Origin of the sequence: Acidaminococcus sp. CAG:542 (assembly GCF_000437815.1) — a bacterium.
Classification (GTDB): Bacteria; Bacillota; Negativicutes; order Acidaminococcales; family Acidaminococcaceae; genus Acidaminococcus.
The window spans coordinates 39,354-39,632 of the sequence record NZ_FR902112.1 but is presented as its reverse complement, the minus strand read 5'-3'; the positions used below and the strand labels follow the sequence as shown (position 1 = coordinate 39,632).

The following is a 279-nucleotide window of genomic DNA, read 5'->3' as shown; positions in this document are numbered from 1 at the left end:
GGCAGCCACAACATCGGTGCCACCAATGTGTTCCGGACCGTCGGGGCCCGGATGGCATCCTTTGTGCTTCTGGGGGATCTGCTGAAAGGGGTGCTGGCCCTGTACCTGGTGAACCGGTTTGTTTCTCCGGATCTGACGGTACAGCTGGTATGCGCCGCCTGTGCCATACTGGGCCACAGCTTTTCCTGGATGTGTGGATTCAAGGGAGGCAAAGGGGTGGCCACCGGTCTGGGGATCCTGCTGTACTTCATGCCGGAAGTGGCGGTGTTTTCTCTGACC

General features: G+C 59.9%; 1 protein-coding gene. It reads left to right on the top strand.

Features of this window, described 5'->3' with window-relative positions; genetic code table 11:
• Positions 1 to 279: glycerol-3-phosphate acyltransferase (locus QVO43_RS09800; RefSeq protein WP_288174947.1), on the top strand; the 279-nt coding region annotated here is incomplete at both ends.